This is a genomic window from Micromonospora pattaloongensis (genome assembly GCF_900107255.1).
GTDB lineage: Bacteria > Actinomycetota > Actinomycetes > Mycobacteriales > Micromonosporaceae > Micromonospora_I > Micromonospora_I pattaloongensis.
The window spans coordinates 143,211-159,595 of sequence record NZ_FNPH01000010.1; the positions used below are offsets into that span (position 1 = coordinate 143,211).

18 protein-coding genes are annotated in these 16,385 nt (G+C 74.0%); 11 read left to right on the forward strand and 7 right to left on the reverse strand.

Annotated features, from left to right (window positions below; genetic code table 11):
* The first annotated feature begins 93 nt into the window (after positions 1-93).
* Complete coding sequence (locus BLW47_RS21015; protein WP_091560861.1) at positions 94-537, forward strand: SRPBCC family protein; 444 nt, start codon at positions 94-96, stop codon at positions 535-537.
* Entirely contained in the window at positions 537-1,550 is a 1,014-nt protein-coding gene (locus BLW47_RS21020) for an SDR family oxidoreductase (RefSeq protein ID WP_091560944.1), read from the forward strand. Before BLW47_RS21015 ends, BLW47_RS21020 begins: the two co-directional genes overlap by 1 nt.
* A gap of 20 nt (positions 1,551-1,570) precedes the next feature.
* On the opposite strand, the gene BLW47_RS21025 is transcribed toward BLW47_RS21020, so the two are convergent.
* From BLW47_RS21025 to BLW47_RS21035, 3 genes are all read right to left on the reverse strand, one after another.
* Complete coding sequence (locus BLW47_RS21025) at positions 1,571-2,290, reverse strand: maleylpyruvate isomerase family mycothiol-dependent enzyme (RefSeq protein ID WP_175543739.1); 720 nt, start codon at positions 2,288-2,290, stop codon at positions 1,571-1,573.
* Positions 2,291-2,491: 201 nt separating this feature from the next.
* Positions 2,492-2,995, reverse strand: a complete 504-nt coding sequence (locus BLW47_RS21030) for a hypothetical protein (RefSeq protein ID WP_091560868.1) — start codon at positions 2,993-2,995, stop codon at positions 2,492-2,494.
* A 145-nt stretch (positions 2,996-3,140) separates the two neighbouring features.
* Positions 3,141-4,730 (reverse strand): phytoene desaturase family protein, encoded by a 1,590-nt coding sequence (locus BLW47_RS21035; RefSeq protein WP_091560872.1) that lies wholly within the window; start codon positions 4,728-4,730, stop codon positions 3,141-3,143.
* A gap of 74 nt (positions 4,731-4,804) precedes the next feature.
* On the opposite strand from BLW47_RS21035, the gene BLW47_RS21040 reads away from it, so the two are divergent.
* On the forward strand, positions 4,805-6,241 hold the full coding sequence (locus BLW47_RS21040; RefSeq protein ID WP_091560950.1) for an aldehyde dehydrogenase family protein: 1,437 nt from the start codon (positions 4,805-4,807) through the stop codon (positions 6,239-6,241).
* A gap of 28 nt (positions 6,242-6,269) precedes the next feature.
* On the opposite strand, the gene BLW47_RS21045 is transcribed toward BLW47_RS21040, so the two are convergent.
* Positions 6,270-6,692 (reverse strand): ChaB family protein, encoded by a 423-nt coding sequence (locus tag BLW47_RS21045; protein ID WP_091560875.1) that lies wholly within the window; start codon positions 6,690-6,692, stop codon positions 6,270-6,272.
* Between the two features lie 163 nt (positions 6,693-6,855).
* Between BLW47_RS21045 and BLW47_RS21050 the strand changes: the two genes are divergently transcribed.
* The 4 genes from BLW47_RS21050 to BLW47_RS21065 all read left to right on the forward strand — a co-directional run bounded on the left by BLW47_RS21050 (position 6,856) and on the right by BLW47_RS21065 (position 9,177).
* Positions 6,856-7,830 carry a YihY/virulence factor BrkB family protein gene (locus tag BLW47_RS21050; protein WP_091560879.1) on the forward strand — a complete coding sequence of 325 codons (975 nt, stop codon included), beginning with the start codon at positions 6,856-6,858 and terminating at the stop codon, positions 7,828-7,830.
* Positions 7,831-7,888: 58 nt separating this feature from the next.
* Positions 7,889-8,302, forward strand: coding sequence for a DUF2795 domain-containing protein (locus BLW47_RS21055; protein WP_091560882.1), 414 nt, complete (start codon positions 7,889-7,891; stop codon positions 8,300-8,302).
* A 47-nt stretch (positions 8,303-8,349) separates the two neighbouring features.
* Entirely contained in the window at positions 8,350-8,814 is a 465-nt protein-coding gene (locus BLW47_RS21060) for an SRPBCC family protein (RefSeq protein WP_091560885.1), read from the forward strand.
* 105 nt (positions 8,815-8,919) lie between these two features.
* Positions 8,920-9,177, forward strand: a complete 258-nt coding sequence (locus BLW47_RS21065; protein WP_091560889.1) for a hypothetical protein — start codon at positions 8,920-8,922, stop codon at positions 9,175-9,177.
* 24 nt (positions 9,178-9,201) lie between these two features.
* On the opposite strand, the gene BLW47_RS21070 is transcribed toward BLW47_RS21065, so the two are convergent.
* Positions 9,202-10,422, reverse strand: coding sequence for an MFS transporter (locus BLW47_RS21070; RefSeq protein WP_091560892.1), 1,221 nt, complete (start codon positions 10,420-10,422; stop codon positions 9,202-9,204).
* 174 nt (positions 10,423-10,596) lie between these two features.
* Between BLW47_RS21070 and BLW47_RS21075 the strand changes: the two genes are divergently transcribed.
* Positions 10,597-10,809, forward strand: coding sequence for a hypothetical protein (locus BLW47_RS21075; protein WP_091560896.1), 213 nt, complete (start codon positions 10,597-10,599; stop codon positions 10,807-10,809).
* 24 nt (positions 10,810-10,833) lie between these two features.
* Here BLW47_RS21075 and BLW47_RS21080 read toward each other — a convergent pair whose 3' ends face one another.
* Complete coding sequence (locus tag BLW47_RS21080) at positions 10,834-11,277, reverse strand: hypothetical protein (RefSeq protein ID WP_091560953.1); 444 nt, start codon at positions 11,275-11,277, stop codon at positions 10,834-10,836.
* A gap of 202 nt (positions 11,278-11,479) precedes the next feature.
* On the opposite strand from BLW47_RS21080, the gene BLW47_RS21085 reads away from it, so the two are divergent.
* The 3 genes from BLW47_RS21085 to BLW47_RS21095 all read left to right on the forward strand — a co-directional run bounded on the left by BLW47_RS21085 (position 11,480) and on the right by BLW47_RS21095 (position 15,760).
* Entirely contained in the window at positions 11,480-13,654 is a 2,175-nt protein-coding gene (locus BLW47_RS21085; protein WP_091560899.1) for an ATP-binding SpoIIE family protein phosphatase, read from the forward strand.
* A gap of 10 nt (positions 13,655-13,664) precedes the next feature.
* Positions 13,665-14,345, forward strand: coding sequence for an HAD family hydrolase (locus tag BLW47_RS21090; protein WP_091560957.1), 681 nt, complete (start codon positions 13,665-13,667; stop codon positions 14,343-14,345).
* A gap of 131 nt (positions 14,346-14,476) precedes the next feature.
* A complete protein-coding gene (locus BLW47_RS21095; protein ID WP_245736859.1) occupies positions 14,477-15,760 on the forward strand; it encodes a cation:proton antiporter in 1,284 nt (427 codons plus the stop codon).
* 9 nt (positions 15,761-15,769) lie between these two features.
* Here the strand turns inward: BLW47_RS21095 and BLW47_RS21100 are convergent, their stop codons facing one another.
* Positions 15,770-16,282, reverse strand: coding sequence for a metallophosphoesterase family protein (locus BLW47_RS21100; RefSeq protein ID WP_091560902.1), 513 nt, complete (start codon positions 16,280-16,282; stop codon positions 15,770-15,772).
* Between the last annotated feature and the right edge of the window lie 103 nt (positions 16,283-16,385).

Consider the following 16,385-nt stretch of genomic DNA (forward strand, 5'->3'; position numbering starts at 1 on the left):
TGGCGAGTTCCCGGGGCACCGGAGAGTAAACCTCACGTCGACGCGGTCCGGGGCGTCGCGTTAGGGGCGGCCGCCCGGGGGTAACGGCGGCTCGTGGCAGTCGTCGAGGAAGTCATGCCGGTCCCGCCGGCGCGGGTGTTCGCGGTGTTGAAGGACGGCTGGACGTACGGCGACTGGGTGGTCGGGACGGCACACATCCGCGACGTCGACGCCGACTGGCCGCGCCCCGGGTCGAGCCTGCACCACAAGGCCGGCCCGTGGCCGTTCTCGTTGAAGGACAAGTCGACCGTCGTGTCGTGCGACGAGCCGCACCAGCTGACGATCTGCGCCGGGGTGTGGCCGACCGGGGAGGCGACCGTGGAATTCCGGCTGGCGCCGACCGACGGCGGCGGGACGCGGGTCACGCTCGCCGAGGACTTCTCGGCGGGGCCCCTCGGCGCGATCTGGAACCGCGCCAACGACCTCGTGCTGTACCACCGCAACCGGGAGACCCTGCGCCGGTTGGCGGACCTGGCGACGCACGGGTGGGGGCGCTGATGACGCAGACAGTGGTGATCGCCGGCGCGAGCGCCGGCATCGGGCGGGCGCTGGCCTGCGCGTACGCCCGCCGCGGGGCGCGGCTCGGGCTGATCGCGCGCGGCCGCGCCGGACTCGAGGCGACCAAACGGGACTGCCGCGCCCTGGGCGCGGCGGACGTGCTCACCCACCGGGTGGACGTGGCCGACGCGGCGGCGGTGGACCGGGCCGCGGACGCGACAGCAGGGCGGTTCGGCGACATCGACGTCTGGATCAACGGCGCCATGGTGTCGGTCTTCGCCCCCACCTGGGAGGTGACCGCCACCGAGTTCCGGCGCGTCACCGAGGTCGTCTACCTCGGCACGGTGCACGGCACCCTCGCGGCGCTGCGACACATGCGTCCGCGCCGCCGCGGGACGATCGTGCAGATCGGCTCCGCGCTCGCCTACCGCGGCATCCCCCTGCAGGCGGCGTACTGCGCAAGCAAACACGCCATCCAGGGGTTCAACGACTCGCTCCGCGCCGAGCTGCTGCACGACTGTCCGGGCATCACCCTGTCGATGGTGCAGCTGCCGGCCGTCAACACCCCGCAGTTCTCCTGGGTGCGCACCCGGCTGCCCCGGCACCCGCAGCCGGTGCCGCCGATCTTTCAGCCGGAGGTCGCCGCCGACGCCATCGTCTGGGCGGCGGACCACGGCGTCCGGGAACTCAACGTCGGCGCGCCGACGCTGCGGGCCCGGATCGGCGACGTGCTCGCCCCCGGCCTGCTGGACTGGCTGCTGTCGCGTGCACGGGTCGGCTTCGACGCCCAGCAGACCGACCCGCCGATCGACCCCGCCGGCTGGCGCGACAACCTCGACCGGCCCGGGGACGAGGAGCGGGACCGGGGGGCGCACGGCATCTTCGACGACCGGGCGCGGTCGCGCTCGGTCGAGCTGTGGGCGGCGACGCACAGGCCGACCGCCGGGATGGTGGTCGCCGGCCTGGGGGCGGCGGCGCGCACCCTGGCGACCGTCGCCCGCGCCCGCCGCTGACGCCGCCGATCGGGCTGGCCTCAGGCCAGCACGACCAGCGCGTCGTGGATCGGGGGCGGCAGCGCCGGGGTGTCCAGCCGGTCCGCGACGACGGCCACGAAGTCGCTCTCCGACAGCCGCGCCTGCCCGTCCGACCAGCGCACCAGCTGCGCGCCGCCGTCCGGCACGACGGTCACTCCGCGCTCCGCCTCGGCGACCGCGACCCGGGCGAAGCGCACCCGCCACTGCAGCCGCAACTCCCGCTCCCCCTCCGATTCCGGCACCCCCGCGTCGTCGGCGTGGGTGGCCAGCTCGCTGGCGAGGTAGAAGACCTGGCGCCCGACCGGGTAGTCGCCCGCGGCCGTCTCGATCAGCCCGTCCGCGCCGCGCTCGCGCAGCCGCCGCCGGTTGTCGGCCGAGGCCGCCCGCCACTGCGCGAGCAGCTCGTCGACGGAGAGCCCGGCGCGCTGCTGGATCCCCCGGGCGTTGCGCTGCGCCAGATCGCCGCCGCCGGACCGGGACAGCAGCTGCCCGACGCTGGCGTCCAACCCGGCCCGCACGTAGTCCTCGATCGCCGCCAGGTGGGCCAGCAGGTCACGCCGGTCCCATCCGGCACAGCGCGTCGGGGCCGACCAGTCGGCCGGAGCCAGGCCGCGGTAGAACGTCTCGATCCGCGCCGCCTCGCAGTCCAGCGCGTCGAAGGGATCGAGCCCCGCCATCTCCGCCAGGCCCGCTGCGTCCGTGTTCGTCACGCGGTTCATTCCGGCACCTCCCGGCCCCATTCCGGCAACTCGCACCGGCCCTATTCCGGCAACCCCACACCGGCCCGATTTCGGCAACTCACGACCACCATGTGCCCCGACGCGCCCGAACTCATGCCCCGGCCGCGGTGGAACCGGGCCGCGCCGACGCGCGGGTGCGCCCGCCGAACGGGTCGGCGGGCGCACCGGGATCAGTGGCGGTCAGCAGCCGCAGGTGTAGTAGAGGACGTCCCAGTGGCTGCCCTCTTTGGTGTAGAGGTTGCCGGAGGGGGCGCGGTACTGGTAGCCCCAGCCGGACACGTAGCCGACGTAGGTGTAGTGGGCCTTGATGTAGTTCTCGATGCAGGTGCTCAGGCTGGTGTCGACCTTGTAGCCGTTCCAGTGGCTGTAGGTGCCGCTGGCGTGGCCCGTCTCGGTGCCGCCGGTGATGTTGACGGCGCAGCCGCTGGCCCGTTTGAACGTGATGATCCCGTCGATGGTGGTCTGCCGAATGCCCTCGAACGAGGTGCAGGTGGGGGTGTTGCGGTCGCTGCAGCCGCCGCTGGAACTCCAGGTGATCCCCGCGGCGCGCAGCTGCGAGGTGGCGCTGGAGTGGCTGACCGCGAAGGCGGGGGTCGCGAAGCCGAGAGCGGTGACGGTGGCGGCGAACGCCGCGAGCAACACGGTGACGATTCGTCGGCGGAGCGGGCGGCGGGGTGCTGGCATGGTGGTCTCCGTTCGCGGGGGGACGGACGATTTTTTGCTAAACCAAGGCCGGCCTTGAAGAATTTCTAGCAGCAGCCCTCCACGCCGCCTACATCACGCCGCGTCCATAACACCCGCCGATCCGTCGTACGGGTGACGCCGCGCATCAGCGGTAGACCGCCCGGTGCGCCGCCCGGATCACCCCCGCGTAGACGCCCCCGCCGAGCCCGCGGTCGCGGATCAGCGCCGCCCGGGCGGCGTTCGATCCCGGGCCGCCGTGCACGCCGCCGCCGGGATGCGCGGACGCGCTGGCCAGAAAGAGCCGGTCGATCGGGGTGTCCGCGCGGCCGAGCCCGGGCACCGGCCGGAAGACGAGCTGCTGGTACGCCGCGGACGTGCCGCCGCCGAGCGCCCCGGCCACCAGGCTCGGGTTCGCCCGCTCCAGGTCCGCCGGTCCGGCGACGTGCCGGGCGCGCACCAGCCGGCCGAAGCCCGGCGCGTGCTCCTCCAGCACCGCCTCCATCCGCTCGACGTGCGCGGCGATCTCCTCGTCCCGCCACTGCCGCCGGAACGGCAGGTGCGTGTACGCCCAGAGCGACTCCGTCCCCGCCGGCGACCGCGCCGGATCGGCGACCGTCATCTGCCCCACCAGCAGAAACGGGTCGCGCGGGATCTCGTCGCGGGCCAACGCGGCGGCGTAGCCGGTGAGCCCGTCCAGGTCGGCGCCGAGGTGCACGGTGCCGGCGCCGGCCACCGCCGGGTTCTTCCACGGCATCGGGCCCGACAGCGCCCAGTCGACCTTGACCGTCGCGCCGTCCCACCGGAAGTGCGTCAGGTCCTCGACCAGCCGCGGCGGCAGCCATCGCTGGCCGACCAGGTCCAGGTAGAGCGCGGGCGCCGGCACGTCGGCGAGGACGGCCCGGCGCGCCCGCCAGTCCTGCCCGCCCAGCGTGCGTACCCCCATCGCCCGGCCGCGGGCGACCAGGACGCGGTCGACGCGGGCGCCGTAGACGATCCGACCGCCCCGGGAGGTGAGCCGGGCCACGAGCGCGTCGGTGAGCCGCTGTGCGCCGCCGGCCGGGACCGGCCAGCCGAGCTCCTGACCCAGCATCGTCAGCAGCCAGCCGTACACCCCGGAGCCGACCTCCTCCGGCGACAGGTCCGTGTGCAACGCGCAGCCGGCCATCAGCACCGGCCCGCCCTCACCGGCGAAGAGCTCCCGTCCGAGGGCGCGCACCGGCAACACCATCCGGCGCGCCAGCCGCAGCGCACCGGCGGTGCGCAGCCGCGCCAGCAGCGCCAGGGTGTCGCGGACCGGCGGGAACGGGGTGAACAGCGCGTCGATCAGGCGCGGCGACAACGCGCGCCACTCGGCGTACGCCGACAGCCACCGCTCGCCGTCGCCGTCCCCGAACTCCTCCAGGCTCGCCGCGGTCACCGCCGGATCCCGGTTCAGCACCGCGGCCCGCCCGTCGGGCAGCAGGTGGGCGAGCACGTCGGGGGCGTGCCGCCAGCGCAGACCGTGCCGGTCCAGGCGCAGCCCCCGCAGCACGGGAGAGGCCACGGAGAGCGGATAGAACGAGCTGTAGAGATCGCTGAGGTAGCCCGGGGCGGTCACCTCGGCGGAGCGCACCGCGCCGCCGGCGGCCCCCGTCGCCTCCAGCACCACCACGTCCCAGCCGGCGTCGGCGAGCAGGTTCGCCGCCACCAGGCCGTTGTGCCCCGCCCCCACCACCACCGCATCCACATCGTGCACGGTGTCGATTCTCCACCGATCCGGGCACGAAGATCGCAGGTTTGGCGTCGTGTCACCGGGGGATGCAGCGGCCCATGTATCGAGTGGAGCAACTCATCGCCGGAGCGTGGGTCGCCGGCGGCGACGGTCGGTTCGAGGTGGTGGATCCGGCCGACGGCACGCCGGTCAGCGACGTGCCGGTGGCGACCGCCGCCGATGTCGACGCCGCCGTCAAGGCCGCCCGGCAGGCGGCGCCCCGGTGGGCGCGTACCCCGGCCGCCGAGCGGGCCGCGGCGCTGCGGCGCGCGGCCGACACGCTGGAGGCGGAGGCGGACCGGCTCGCCGAGGCTCAGACGGCGGAGATGGGACGGCCGGTCGGCGGCGCCCGCGGCGGGGTCGAGGCCGGGGTGGCGACGCTGCGCCAGTACGCCGAGCTCGGCCCGGTGCACGGCGGCCGGACGCTGGCCGGAGCGAGCGACGCGATCGACCTGATGGCGTACGAGCCGCGCGGCGTGGTCGCCGCGATCACCCCGTGGAACGATGCCGTCGCGGTCTCCTGCGGGCTGCTCGGCGCCGCCCTGGTCACCGGCAACACCGTGATCTACAAGCCCAGCGAGCGCACCCCGGCGACCGGGTGGTTGCTGGCCCGGATCCTGGCCGAGCACCTGCCCGAGGGGGTGCTGTCGCTGCTGACCGGCGACGGCGCGGTGGGGGCGGCGCTGACCGGCCAGGAGGTGGATGTGGTGGCCCACGTCGGCTCCACGGCGACCGGACGGGCGATCGCCGCGGCCTGCGCGGCCACCGGCGCGAAGGCGCTGCTGGAGAACGGGGGCAGCGACCCGCTGATCGTCGACGCGGAGGTGGACCCGGTGTGGGCCGCGCAGCAGGCCGCGACCGGCGCGTTCGCCAACTCGGGTCAGATCTGCGTGGCGGTGGAGCGGATCTACGTGCACCGGTCCGTGGCCGACCGGTTCCTCGGCGAGCTCGTGCAGCGTTGCGCGGACCTGCGGGTGGGTCCGGGCCGGGACCCGCGGACGGAGCTGGGGCCGCTGGTGGACCGGCGACACCGGGAGCACGTGCACGCCCAGGTCGCCGCGGCGGTCGCCGACGGCGCGACGGTGCTGCACGGCGGTGCCGTGCCGGACGGGCCAGGCGCGTTCTACCCGCCGACCGTGCTCGCCGACTGCGCCGACGCGATGGCGGTGATGCGGGAGGAGACCTTCGGCCCGGTCGCTCCGGTGATGGTCGTCGACTCCTTCGACGAGGCGCTGTCACGCGCCTGCTCCTCCCCGTACGGTCTGGCCGCCTCCGTGCTCACCGCCTCGATGAGCAACGCGCAGCGCGCGTGGCGCGAGCTGCCGGTCGGCACGGTCAAGATCAACGCGGTCTTCGGCGGCGCGCCCGGCGGAGCCGCGCATCCGCGGCGCGGCAGCGGCCAGGGTTTCGGGTACGGACCCGAACTGCTCGACGAGCTCACCGTGACGAAGGCCGTCCACCTCGAACCGCCCGGCGGCCCGCACCCCCACTGGTAGGTGCTACCGCCCGCGCCCATTCCAGGCGCTACCGCCCGCGCCCCTTGTCCGCCTCGCGGGCCTCGGCCGTCTCCCGACGGTTGGCCTTGCCGATCGCGTCGACCAGGTCCGCCTTCTTCATCGACGAGCGGCCGGGGATGTTCAGCCGCCCGGCGACCTCCTCCAGGTGCTGCCGGGACGCGTTCACGTCCACGCCGCCGGCCGTCGGACCGCGCTCCTGCGTGGCCCCGCGCTCCGCCTGCGGGTCACTCGGGCCCTTCTGCTCCTTCGGCTCCCACCGGTCACCGACCTTCTCGAACGAGTGCTTCAGCGACGCGAACGCGGTGCGGTGCGCCCGCTGCCCCTCGCCGTACGTCCCCACCGCCGAGTCGTGCGTCTTCTTCCAGGTGCGCTGCGCCTTCTCCGGCGACCGTTGCAACGTGCTCGGGATGTCGTCGCGCTCCTGCGGCATGGTGCGCCTCCTGTCGTGTCGTCGCCTATCCCGACTGCGTGCCCGCCGGCGGTGACCGTAAACCGCGTCGGGGTTTGTGGGATTTCCCCGCCGGGTAGCCGGTGCTGACCAGCCATCGGCGTGCCCGCTCTCACCGGCCGCGTCCGGAGCCAGGAGGCGACCCATGACGACCACAACGCGCTCCGGCGCCCCGTACGCCGCCGGCCGACGCCCGTTGCACCTGCGACAGCTGACCCTCGCGACCTGGCGCGGCGTGGCGGTGCGCAGCGCGCAGCAGTTCATGAAGGACAAGTGCACCGACTGGGCCGCGGCGCTGACGTACTACGCGGTGCTCGCGCTCTTTCCGGCGCTGATCGTGATCGTGGCCCTGGTCGGGCTGGTCTCGGAGGGGAGCAAGACGGTCGGCACGATCATCGGGCTGGCCCGCGAGATGGGCGCCGGCTCGGTGGTCGGCAACCCCGGCGTCGTGGACGCGATCAACGGGGTGGTCAACCAGCAGAGCTCGGCGAGCGTGCTGCTCAGCTTCGGTGTACTCGGCGCGCTCTGGTCCGCCTCCGGCTACGTCGGCGCCTTCAGCCGGGCCTCCAACGGGATCTACGGAGTGGACGAGGGCCGGTCGTTCGTGCGCCTGCGGGCCCTGCAGCTCGGCGTCACCGCCCTCGTGCTGGTGCTGCTGGCGGTCGTCGCGACCCTGCTCATCGTCAGCGGCCCGGTCGCCAACGCGGTCGGCGACGCGCTGCACCTCGGCGACGCGCCCCGGACGGCCTGGAACATCGTCAAGTGGCCCCTGCTGGTGGCGGTGATGATGCTGGTGCTGGCGCTGCTCTTCTGGTTCGCGCCGAACGTCGAACCGCCGCGCTTCCGGTGGCTGACGGTCGGCGGCGCGGTCACCCTGGTCGTCTGGGCGCTCGCCTCGGTGGCGTTCGGGATCTACGTCGCCAACTTCGGCTCCTACGACGCCACGTACGGCAGCCTGGGCGCGATCATCGCCTTCCTGGTCTGGCTCTACCTGTCCAACTGCGCGCTGCTGTTCGGCGTGGAGGTGAACGCGGAGTTGCAGCGCGGCCGCGCCATGCAGGCCGGCGAGCTGAAGCCGGACGAGCCGCTGCCGCCGAAGGTCGCGCCGGAAGAGGACTGAGCCCAGCCGGGCCCGCCGGGAAGGTTTGGGCACTCCGGGGCAGGGTAGCCAAAAGGGCATGGAACCGCAGCGGGGCAACAGCAAACACGGGCCGCGTACCGACGACGCGATGGTCGCCGAGGTGCAGGGCACCACGCACGGTGGTGCCGGATCGCGCGCCGAGGAGTGGCACCAGGCGGAGCCCGCGGGCGAGGACCAGCCGGCGGCCAACGTGGTGCCACCCGGACATCGCACCGGCGTTCCTCAGGGGATGACCACTGAGGAGGTCGAGCAGCGCAGCCAGTTGGGTCGCTACATCAGCCTCTCCGCCCTACCGGGCGACCGGGCGGTGCTGCGGCTCAACGCCGAGGAGAACGACGCGCCCGACGAGATTCTGGCGCAGCTCGACCAGCTGCCCGACAACACGACGTTCGAGACCGTGTCCGAGGTGTGGGCCGCGCTGGGGCACGCGAACGAGACACGACGGTGGTGACGGCGGCCCCCTGACCGTCACTCACCCCCCGAAGGAGGATGCCCAGGATGGGAACGATTACCGAGCACGTTGACGTCGCGGTGCCGGTGCGGACCGCGTACAACCAGTGGACCCAGTTCGAGGAGTTCCCCCACTTCATGGAGGGGGTCTCCGAGGTCCGGCAGATCTCGGACACCATGACGCACTGGAAGACGGAGATCGCCGGCGTGGCACGGGAGTTCGACGCCAAGATCACTGAGCAGGTTCCCGACGAGCGCGTCGCCTGGACCTCGACGGGCGGGGTCAAGCAGGCCGGTGTGATCACGTTCCACCGCCTCGACGACAGCCACACCCGGGTCACCGCGCAGCTGGAGTACGAGCCGGACGGCATCGCCGAGCAGGCCGGCGACAAGCTCGGAATCGTCGACCGGCGTGTCAAGGGCGACATGAAGCGGTTCAAGGAGTTCATCGAGAGCCGCGGCGGACAGGAGACCGGCGCCTGGCGCGGCGAGGTCAGCCGCCCCCAGCCGTAACCCCCTTCGCCGTCGACCGCCCCGGACCCCGCCGGTCCGGGGCGGTCGGCGTGTGCGCCGCCCGGCGATCGTTTGCGCTTCCGGGGGGCGGGTAGGAACCGGGGTATGAGTGATACCGGAAGTGGCATCTGGCGGGACGAGGAACGGCTGCCCGTGCACGAGCTGGAGAGAGCGATGTCCGCGCCCGCGCTGGACGGTCAGCTCGACGACGTGACGGGGAACGACGCCGGCCAGGAGCAGGCGTACGGCCACAACGCCGAGGCCAGCGAGGTGGGGCGCGCACACGGCGAACGCGCCGGCGGCCAGACCGACGAACACCGCGCGTACCGCCCCTCCACCACCGGCCGCAACGGCCCCCACTGACCCCACTGTCCGCGTGATCAGGGACTAACTCCGGCGTGTCGTCGGCGCGCCGCCGTTGGGCTCCCTGATCACGCGGATCTTCGTGGTGGCGGCGTAGAGGGCGAGGAGGAGGACGGCGAGGGCGAGCAGCGCGGGGCCGAGGCGTTCGACGTCGGTGCCGAGGAGCACGCCGATGCCGGCGGGGATCAGGGCGCCGCCGAGGCCGGCCCCGGCGATCTGCAGGCCGATCGCCCGGTCCGCGTGGGCCGCGCCGACCCGCTCGGCGGTGGTCAGCGTGAGCAGCGGGAAGACCGGCGCGGCGGCAAAGCCGATCAGTGCCAGGCCGGCGACCGCCACCGCCGCGGGCCCCGGCACGGCCACCAGCCCCGCCCCCACGGCCATGCCGACCAGGCTCCCCACCAGGATCCGGCGGGTGCCGAGCCGCTCGGCGACCACCCCCTGCACCACCCGTCCCACGAACAGGCTCGCCCAGTAGCCGGAGACGCAGATGCCGGCGGCGCTGGCCCCCATCCCGCGTCCCTGCGTGAGCAGCAGGTACGCCCAGAGCCCGGCGCCCACCTCGATCGCGACGTAGACGGCGAACGCGAGCACCCCGAGCCAGAGGGCGGGCAGCGCGAGCGTCGCCCGGACCGGGGCGACCGCCGGCGCGCGCTCCCCCGGCTGCGCCGCGTCGCCGCCGCGCGCCCACGCCCGTACCGTGAGCACGAACGCCGCCGCCAGTGCGAGCTGCGCGGTCGCGACGATGCCGTACCCCCAGCGCCAGGAGAGCCCGAGGTTGAGTACGCCGGTCATGATCAGCGGGCCGATCGCGACGCCCAGCCCGAAGAAGGCGTGCATCCAGTTCATGTGGCGCGGTCCGAAGGCGCCGGCGGCGTACGCGTTGAGCCCGGAGTCGATCGCGCCGGAGCCGAGGCCGAGCAGAAGCGCGCAGCAGACCATCAGCGCCAGCGTCGGCGAGATCGCGTAGCCGGTCAGCGCGGACGCGGCCAGCGCGGTGCTCGCGGCGAGCAGTCCGCCGACGCCGAGCCGGGTGAGCATGAAGCCGGCGGCCACGCTCGAGGTCAGGTAGCCGGCGGTGCCGGCGGTCAGCAGGAGGCCGACCGCGGCGGTCGGCACCGTGAGTTCCGCGCGGATCGAGGGCCAGCCGACCCCGAGCAGGCCGTCGGGCAGGCCCAGGCTGACGAAGGCCAGGTATGCGAGGGCGAGCAGCGACGCCCGGGGAGCGGCCGCGGTAGATGTGGACACAGTCGGCGATCATCCCCGATGGCCCGCGCCGCCCGCCAACGCCGTCGGCACGGCATGTTTCCCATCGCCAGGAGGGACGGCGCGATAGCGGCGACGTCATCTAAACCGGACAGGTCAGGCAGAATCGGCCGATCGGCTGACGGCGGAGGCGGAGCCGCGAGCAAGACTTTCCGGATGCATCAGGCTCCCGGTTTCCTCTCCGCGCGCCAGCGCCGCCTGGCCTGGCTCGGCTTCGTGCTGACCGCGCTGCAGGCTCCCGTGTCCGCCCGGCTGCTGCCCGACGAGTCGTGGCTGTTCAGCGTCTGCGTGGCGATGATGGTCGCCACGGTCATCCTCGCGGACGACGCGATGCGGCGTCGTCCCGCGACGGACAGCAGCCCGGAGTAACGACCGGCGCCGTCGGGGAACCGCTCAGCACGCCGGGCGCGCCTCGTGCCCGGGCAGGCCCCGGGTGCGGCGCCGCTCCTTCATCTCCGCCTCGTAGAGGTGGCGTCGACCGCCGGCGAGTTCGTCGCGCGCCTGCGTCTCCAGCGTCCGGAACGTGCCGTAGTAGCCGTCGTCGAAGTCCTCGACGATCTGGAACGTCCACCGTCCGGCGATCACGTTGCGGCCGATCAGCTCGCGCCCGATCCGGTCGGCGAACCCGGAGTGGCCGGCCGCCCGGAACAGCTCGACGGCCTCGTCGAGCATCAGGTCGGCGTGGCCGATCAGCTGGTGCACCGAGTACAGGTGCCCGCGCGCCCGCTCGACCGTCTCCAGCGCCTCGCTGAGCTTGCCCAGCGCGCGTACCGTGGCGTCGTCCACTCCCGCCGGCCGCTGGTGCGCGGCGTCCGGACCGTCCTCGACGTGGGCCATCGTCCCCTCCGTCATCGTCCCCTCCGGGGTCGTCGATGGCCGCCCACATACCCCGCGCCGCGACCATTCATGCCCGTCGCGCCCGCGGACCCGCCCCGGTCAGCGCGTCGGAGCCGCACCGATCCGCCCGGCAATCACCCACGGTAAGGCTTTGATGGGGCCTAATCCCACACGGTCGGGTCTGGCCCGTTACTCTGCTGCTATGCCAGGCACGGCAGGGCACACCCACACGACCCCCTCCGCCGTACCCGCCGCCCGGAACGGGGAAGGGCGCGGCACGGCGCCCGGGGCCCCTCGACCCTGGCAGGACACGGCGTTGGGACCGCGGCAGGGCTGGGACCCGGCGCTGCGCGCGGTGATCGATCTCGTGCTCGCGTCGCCGATCGCCATGGCGTTCACGTTCGGTGACGACTTCACCATGGTCTACAACGACGCCTTCGCGACGCTGCTCGGCCCCCGTCATCCCGCCGCATTCGGGCAACCCGCCGCGGCGGTCTTCGGCGACGCGTGGCACGCCGGGATCGGCGAGTTCGTGGAGCGGGTGTACCGCACCGGGGAGCCGTACCTGGAGACCGAGGGGTTGATCCTTGGCCCGCGCGATCCGGGCGACGGCGGCGAGCCGAGTCCGGTCAGCCGCGGCTGCTCGCCGGTCCGGGACGGCACGGGCCGGATCATCGGAACGCTGAGCGTCGCCGCGGAGTCCGCGGTGACCCGCCGGTTGCAGAGCCTCAGCGAGCTGACCGCGGCGCTGGCCGGCACGCTCACCCTGGACGACGTGGCCCGGGTGGCGCTGCGCTACGGGCTGTCGACCTTCGATGTGGACCAGGTCGCCTTCGGCGTGGACGACGGCGGCGGCTGGCGGGTGGTCCGCCGGGTCCGCGGGGAACTGCTGGACGACGCCGACGAGCGCTTGCCGCCGGTCTGGCGTCGCTTCTCGGCCGGCTCGCCGGCGCCGCTGGTCGTGGCCGCCACCGAGGGGGTCGCGGAGTTCACCGTCGACGGGCAGCCGCTGGCGGCGACCGCGTTGGACCGGCACGACCAGAAGGTCCGCGCGCTGGCCGCGCTGCCGCTGCGCACGCCGTCGCTGCGCGGCGCGCTGACCTTCGGCTACCGGGTCGCGCACCGTTGGCCACCGCCGGAGCGGGCGCTGCTGGCCGCCGCGGCCGAGCTGGTCGCGCAGGCCGCGGAGCGGGCGCGCCGGTTCGAGACCCAGCACGGTACGGCGCAGCTGCTGCAACGCAGCATGCTCCCGCACCGCCTGCCCGAGGTGCCGCGCTTCCGGATCGCCGCCCGCTACGACCCCGGCGTCGACGGCAACTCCGCCGGCGGCGACTTCTACGACGCGTTCACCCTCCCACCGTCGGGCGATCACGACGGGCTGCTCGCCGTGGTCCTCGGCGACGTCGCCGGGCACGACGTGCGCGCCGCAGCGCTGATGGGGCAGGTGCGCGCCGCGCTGCGGGCGCTCGCCCTGGCCGACCCCGACCCGGCGGCGGTACTGCGGGGGCTGGACGCGCTGGTGACCAGCCTCAGTGCCGAGACCCCGACGGACGAGCTGTTCGTCACCGTCCTCTACGGGATGCTGCACCCGGGCACCGGCCGGCTCCGCCTGGCCAGCGCCGGACATCCGGCGCCGCTGCTGCGTCGCGGCCACGGCGGGGCGCGCTACGTCGACGTGCCGCCCGGGCCGCCGCTGGGGCTGGGCGGCCAGCGCCGCGCGACCGAGTTCCCGCTGCTGCCGGGCGACACGCTCCTGCTGTTCAGCGACGGGGTGATCGAACGGCGGGACGCCGAGATCGACGCCGGGATGCGTGGCCTGGCGACGGTGATCGGCGGGGCGACCCGGGGCGATCCCCGTACGCTCTGCGCGCTGGCCAGCGCCGCGGTGCCGGGCTCGACCGAGGACGACGTCGCCGTGCTCGCCGTCGAGCACGCGACCGCGCCCAGCCGCTCGGCGGTGATGGAGATGCCGGCCGAGCCGACGGCGCCCGGACGGGTGCGGCACTGGATGACCGCGCAGCTGACCGCGTGGCAGTTGCCGGAGTCGGTGGTGGGGCCGGCCGTGCTCTGCACCAGTGAGCTGACCACCAACGCGCTGCTGCACGCCGGCACGCCGGCGATCGTGCAGCTCGACCTGAGCTCCGAGCGGCTGCTGGTCTCCGTGGCCGACAGTGGCACCCGCGGCACGGTCACCCGGACCCGCACCGACACGTTGAGCAGTCGCGGCCGGGGGCTCGGGCTGATCGAGGAGCTCAGCGACGCCTGGGGCACGGACCCGGCGGTACGGGGGTCGACGGTGTGGTTCGAGATCCTGGTGCCGCCCGGCGGTGACGAACCCGTCGACGCGGCGGGCGTCGCGCCGCCTTCCGGTGGGTAGTAGCGGCGGCATGACACAGCAGAACCGCCCGGCCGGGGTGCTCTTCGACGTCGATGGCACTCTCGTCGACACCACCTACCTGCACACCGTCGCCTGGTGGGAGGCGCTACGCCAGTCCGACCACGTGGTGCCGATGTCGCGGATCCACCGGGCGATCGGCATGGGCGCGGACAACCTGCTCGATCACCTGCTCGGCGCGGGCCGCGACCGCGGCGCCGACGACCGGCTCCGCGCCGCGCACTCCGCCCTGTACGCCGAGTACTGGCCCCGGCTGCGCCCGCTGCCCGGCGCCACCGACCTGCTGCGCGCCTGCGCGAAGCGGGGGCTGCGGGTCGTGCTCGCGTCGTCGGCGACCGGACGCGAGGTGGACGTGCTGCGCGCCGTGCTCGACGTCGACGACGTGCTCGCCGGCGCGACGTCGGGCTCGGACGCCGCACACAGCAAACCCGCCCCGGACATCGTGCAGGCGGCGCTGGCCGACGCGGGTCTCGACGCCGACCGGGTGGTGTTCGTCGGCGACTCGGTCTGGGACGTGGCGGCCGCCGGCCGACTGAGCATCCCGTGCGTCGCGGTGGCCTGCGGCGGCACCAGCCACGCGGAGCTGGCCGACGCCGGCGCGGTGGCGGTCTACGACGACCCGGCGGCCCTGCTCAGCGAGCTGGACACCTCGCCGATCGCGTCGCTGGGCTGACCGCCGACCGTCGCCTCCCGGCCACCGGCCCGCGACCGCCGCCGCGGCGATCCAAGTTCGCCGCATTGCGCCCTCGGCCCTGCGTGGAGCTGATGAACTGGGCGGGGGCGACGAGGCAGGCGGGAGCGGCCGTGACGTGGGATCCGGTGGACCTGACCTACGCGTTGCTCGGCCTCGGCGCGCTGCTCGCCGGCGTGCTGCCGCGGGTGATGGAGCGGCGCCCGTTCTCCATGCCGATCGTGTTCCTGGGGATCGGCATGATCGTGTTCGCCCTGCCGACCGGGCTGCCGCGCCCCGATCCCCGCGCGCACCCGGAACTCGCGGCGCACCTCGCCGAGATCGTCGTGATCGTCGCGCTGATGGGCGTCGGGCTGAAGATCGACCGTCCGCTCGGCTTCCGGTCGTGGATGTCGGCCTGGCGTCTGGTGCTCATCACGATGCCGCTGACGGTCGCCACCGTCGCGCTGCTCGGCTGGGCATGGGCGGGTCTCGCCCCCGCTGCCGCGCTGTTGTTCGGCGGCGCGCTGGCCCCGACCGACCCGGTGCTCGCCTCGGACGTGCAGGTGGGCGAACCCACCGACGTGCCGGACTCCGAGGACGAGGTGCGGTTCGCGTTGACCTCCGAGGCGGGACTCACCGAGGGGACCGCGTTCCCGTTCGTCTACCTGGCGATCGCGTTGGTCGCGGTGCCGGCGCCGTCGCTGGAGTGGCTGGCCCGGTGGGCGACGGTGGACATGGTCTACAAGGGCGTGATGGGCATCCTCGGCGGCATCGCCGTCGGCTGGGCGCTCGGCCGGCTGTTCTTCCGGGCGCACTCCGAGACGCTGCGGCTGGCCCGGCACTCCGAGGGGTTCCTGGCGCTGGCCTCCAGCCTACTGACGTTCGGCCTGGTGGAGGTGGTCGGCGGGTACGGGTTCCTCGGAGTCTTCGTCGCCGCCCGGATGATCCGCGCCGCGCAACGTCCGGACCACTTCCACCAGGTGCTGCACGACTTCTCGGAGCAGATCGAACGGCTGCTGACGGTCTTCATGCTGGTGCTCTTCGGTGGGTCGATCGTGGCCGGCGTGCTGGCCCCGCTCACCTGGAAGGTGGCGGCCGTCGGGCTCGCGCTGCTGCTGGTCGTCCGCCCGCTGATCGGGTGGCTGACCATGTGGGGTGCGCCGGGGTACCGGGAGGAGCACTGGGTGATCGCGGCGTTCGGCATCCGCGGCATCGGCACGCTCTACTACGTCGCCTACGCGATGTCGCACGCGCACTTCCCCGGGGCCGAGCTGGTCTGGGCGGGCTGCGGGTTCGTCGTGCTGGTGTCGGTGGTGGTGCACGGCGTGCTCGGCACCCCGGTGATGCAGGTTCTCGACCGGGCCCACCGGCGCACCGACGGCACCATGACCGGACTGCCGGCACCCGAGCGGTGACCGTGGGCGCTACCGGCGCGGGGTCCGTGGGGGCAGCCTGTGCAGGGTGAGCGCGTCGAGCCGGCCGTCGCTCAGCTCGGCGGTGAGGAAGGTGGCGTACGGCTGCCGCCGCCGGTCGGTCGGCGAGCCGGGGTTGAGCAGCCGCAGCCCACCGGGCGCGACGGTGTCCCACGGGATGTGCGAGTGGCCGAAGACCAGCACGTCGCAGTCGCCGAAGCGCTCGGCGCAGCGCGCCTCGCGCCCGGCCGCCGGGCCCGTCTCGTGGACCACCGCGATCCGCAGCCCCGCCAGCTCCACGCGGGCGATCTCGGGCAGCCGGGCGCGCAGCGCGGGCCCGTCGTTGTTGCCGTACACCCCGACCAGCCGCCGTGCCCGGTCCTGCATCGCGTCCAGCAGTGACTCGTCGACCCAGTCCCCCGCGTGCACCACCACGTCGGCGCTGCGCACGGCGTCCCAGAGCGGGTCCGGCAGATCCCGCGCGCGCTTCGGCACGTGGGTGTCCGCGGTGATCACAAGTCGCACGCTGCCACCTTGACGATCTCTCCGCCCTGAAGGACGGAGATTCCCTCCACGCTGCGCGTGGAACACGCGGCGTCCGGGTGGATTCCTGCTTCCTCGCGCGGTG